Origin of the sequence: Legionella sp., assembly GCF_047605385.1 — a bacterium.
Classification (GTDB): domain Bacteria; phylum Pseudomonadota; class Gammaproteobacteria; order Legionellales; family Legionellaceae; genus Legionella.
Genome location: NZ_JASGFU010000127.1, coordinates 1 through 3662, shown reverse-complemented (window position 1 = coordinate 3662; position 3662 = coordinate 1). Strand labels below are relative to the sequence as shown.

Below are 3662 nucleotides of genomic sequence, written 5' to 3'. Positions count from 1 at the left end.
ATTCATAGAGTTAGATCTAGACCGGCTAAAATGGTAAATTGCTGGCCGAGACCCCTTCATTAGAAACCTTGGTGAAAGTTGCTGATGCCCTCAACATGCACTTAAAATTGCAATTACAGGCTTAATGAGCAATTGTTGCTGTGCAAAATGGTAATTGGGATCTAACTGAGGACTGCTTATTTTGGTTAAACAGCTCAAATAAGGAATAAGAATGGAAGCTGTATTTAATTTTATTATTGATTCGACACAAGAATTTTTTTTACGCCCTGCACGATTTATAAAAAAAATCAAAAACTACCCAAAAATACACAGGACATTAAAAATACCGCCCCAAACAGCTAGCGCCAATCAAATAATTCATTGGGATAAATGGGATGGTTGTTATGTTGATAAAAAATACGTCTTGAATCTCATGAAAAGATACGAATCCATACAACAACACTATATTCCAGAGCTAGAGCATCTGGTCACAGTGAACGAAACAAAAAATTGGTGGTGCGATATTCGCGACATTGATTGCCTTAGCTCATCAAAATCAAATCTGAACTTGTTTACTACCCTTGATGAATTCGCAACAACCGTTAACCCTAATTTAATTGCCGATATATCAGAACAAAATTTAGACAAAAATTTGCGGTGGGAACGTGGACGGATACTCAATAATCCTTCATTTTATTGTTATGGATGGGATAACAAACGCATTCATTTATGCAATAGCGGGGGATCTCATCATTTCTCAGCAGCCCGATATCTGGCCTTAAAATTAAATAAAAAGGTTCCTGTATGTGGTAACCTGTATACATTCAATTTAAACGCACCGTCCGTATTCTCTTTATTAAACCAATTTGATCTTTTTTCTGTACATAGCGAAGACTGGTCTTTCCTTAGTGATGAATGTATCGATTTTGGTGCTCCATTTGGATTTTACCCCGTTCCACGACCCTTATATGGACAAACAATTATGTTCCTTCCTCGCAACAATAAACGCTCAATGCGGATTTCCAAACTATTGAAACAAATTCATCTGTTTGATTTCGGTCTTTTCTTATTAAAGTCTCTAAAAATGCAAGAGTATGAAGTGGAGCTACAAATAAGTTGAAAAAATAAAATCATCCCCAGAGTTTATTAAAATTGTATAAAATATATTCCAGAATTTTTTATAAACGCATTAAAATAATAAAATGGAGCGCTAGTAGCATCCCTTATTGAGAAAACAGTGCAGTGTGATACTGCTTGATTAACCAGATGGAGTATTTGTTATTAAATCCTGGAAACCCTTTTTATACAAAGGTGAATTATACTCGTTGAATCATCTTGATGAATTTCATTGGGAGTTCACTCAACCTGCAATTCATGACAAGCAGGAAAAGCGTTATGCTTTTGTTATTGCGTTTGGCTTACATTGCTTTTCTCGTGGATTAAATAGCCACACCCAAGAAACGTGGCAAACCATTGAGGAAGAACTCATCTATTCTGACTCCCGTGAGCAGCGTATTTTTTGTTTTTCACGTTATAAACTATCTTTCTTATTGCCTGAAATTGCGAAACAAATTGATCATCGATCCTGTTTTCATACAGGGAAAGGTAATTTTTTTACTATCGAGATTTCAAATCAACAAGAGTATGAGGTGTATTTTAAGGTTTCAAAATCAGGAAAGGGATTACTTCGATTATTTATAGAAAGTGCCTATGTACGCGATAAACAACACGCCTCATCACGACCACAAAAGAAAAAAATATCCTTTTTTGTTATAGCTCATCATGTACAATCAAATAAGCTGATAAAACCGCCGCCCAAATAAAAAACCCTGTAAAACAGGGCTCTTTAAAAAATTAACTAGGCTCGCTTTATAATCGCTCTTGGGCTGATACCGATCAAATATCGGTGGAGGAGTGCATGGCTCTCACCATCCCGTTCATACACTCTATGCGATAATTATGGCAGGTTATTGTTCAAATTTCAAATTGTTTTCGATATTTTGCTTAAAACAGCGTAGCTCAAGCACGTTTTCCCATCCGCAGTGATAAGTACAATCGTCCTTTAACAAACCAGATCATAAACGCCAAGCGTATTTACTGCTTTACCATGATGACTTAAAATGCCAAATCATTGTACAAAACCAGAGTACTTTTTAAGATGACTATCGAGCAATTCATTGAATCCATATCCACCATTCCCTATAGATCCCTTGAAAAAGAGTTCGACTTTGCAAGACAAAATCAAGCATTGGTAACCCCTCATCTTTTAAGTATTTTGGAAAAAACATTAGAAGAGCTGGGAAAAGAATCAATAGAAACCCGTTCTGCGCATGTTATTGCTATTTTTCTATTAGCCTTGTTCAGAGAAAAAAACGCCTACCCGTTAATTATTGCGCTATTAAACAAAATGCCAAGCAGTTTTGAGCACCGTATTTTTAATGATGAACTGGAGGATATGCCTAATATTTTAGCGTCTACTTTTAACGGCGATATAGAACCTATTTATAAGTTGATTGAAAATACAAACGCCTATGAGTTTGCACGAGTTGCCGCTTTAGACTCATTGGTTGCCCTGTGGCATACCCAACAAATCTCACGTGAATCCGTTATTACCTACTTAGACAGATTGCTTACCCATAATTTTAATGAACAACAAAATACCAATTTACAGCCATGGATTATCCATTCTGTTTTGAGACTCTACCCAAAAGAGATAATGAACTCGATTCGTTTAGCATTTTATTTTCTTGGTGAAAACCTATATTGGTCTAACGACCCGTTAATATTGCCCAATGAATTTGAAACAGCGATGAAAAAAGGCAAAGAATACGTGTTTAAAAATTATCTGGATAAAGATAACTTTCATATCATCACCTGTCTTGCCGAGGAATTTAAGGACTGGTGCTGGTTTGCGCCAAAACCACAATACCAGATTCGAGCAGAGCAGACACAAGAACCTATAGAAGCAGTTGAAGAACAAATCATTATAGTGGAGGAAGAATTTAAAGAAGACGATATCATGTTTGTTGGCGATGAGAAACACATGGCTTATTGTCATAAATTATACGGTGATTTCAACGAAAAAGGGTTGGTGTCTTTACAGGATAAATACGACACCACCCATATGAAGCAAGCTAGAGAACTGGCAAACGAACTTCAATATCATGCATCAGAGCTGAAAGAACACATAGAACTCATGGAGCAAGCAAGTAGAGAACTGATTGATGGAGAAAGTCCTTTTTGCAATAACTATACAATTGATGAGCAAGGCGACATTGGCGATTTTGCCAGTGAACTCTACCAGTCAGCCTCTTCAATCGAGGATATTATCGCTCAAATCAGCAAGAAAGTAGCACCATTGGGACGCTTACTTCCTATTGATCCTGATAATGACGATGTCGTTTTCTACAAAGAAATGGACGATTGGCTGGATGATCCCAAAGGTTACCAGCACGGCATCCATTCTTATTTTGATTAAGGTGCAGAAGAAATTCTCTGGCCGTGATCTTGGTAAAAAAGGGTCGTGGTCGGATTTTACGCAAAAGGATTGGCGATTCTGACTTTCTACTGGTACTTACTATTCCATTGAGTTATTAATCACTTAACTGATCAAGTACGCCAATATAATTTTTGCGTCATATATGAACCATCTCGTTTTGCAAGTTAATTATAAGATGTTATAG

At 36.6% G+C, this 3662-nt stretch carries 3 protein-coding genes; all 3 read left to right on the top strand.

What is annotated here, in order from left to right; genetic code table 11:
• The first annotated feature begins 211 nt into the window (after positions 1-211).
• The 3 genes from QM652_RS14360 (at position 212) to QM652_RS14350 (ending at position 3457) form a co-directional block, all read left to right on the top strand.
• Positions 212-1099 carry a DUF6685 family protein gene (locus QM652_RS14360; RefSeq protein WP_415076985.1) on the top strand — a complete coding sequence of 296 codons (888 nt, stop codon included), beginning with the start codon at positions 212-214 and terminating at the stop codon, positions 1097-1099.
• Between the two features lie 205 nt (positions 1100-1304).
• Positions 1305-1802 (top strand): hypothetical protein, encoded by a 498-nt coding sequence (locus tag QM652_RS14355; RefSeq protein ID WP_415076983.1) that lies wholly within the window; start codon positions 1305-1307, stop codon positions 1800-1802.
• A 335-nt stretch (positions 1803-2137) separates the two neighbouring features.
• The gene (locus QM652_RS14350; RefSeq protein WP_415076981.1) at positions 2138-3457 is read left to right on the top strand and encodes a DUF1186 domain-containing protein; all 1320 of its coding nucleotides are present in this window, start codon (positions 2138-2140) and stop codon (positions 3455-3457) included.
• The last annotated feature ends 205 nt before the right edge of the window (positions 3458-3662 follow it).

Excerpts from the sequence above, each read along its gene's own strand:
- QM652_RS14360 (WP_415076985.1), top strand. The coding sequence starts at position 212 with ATGGAAGCTGTATTTAATTTTATTATTGATTCGACACAAGAATTTTTT.
- QM652_RS14350 (WP_415076981.1), top strand. The coding sequence starts at position 2,138 with ATGACTATCGAGCAATTCATTGAATCCATATCCACCATTCCCTATAGA.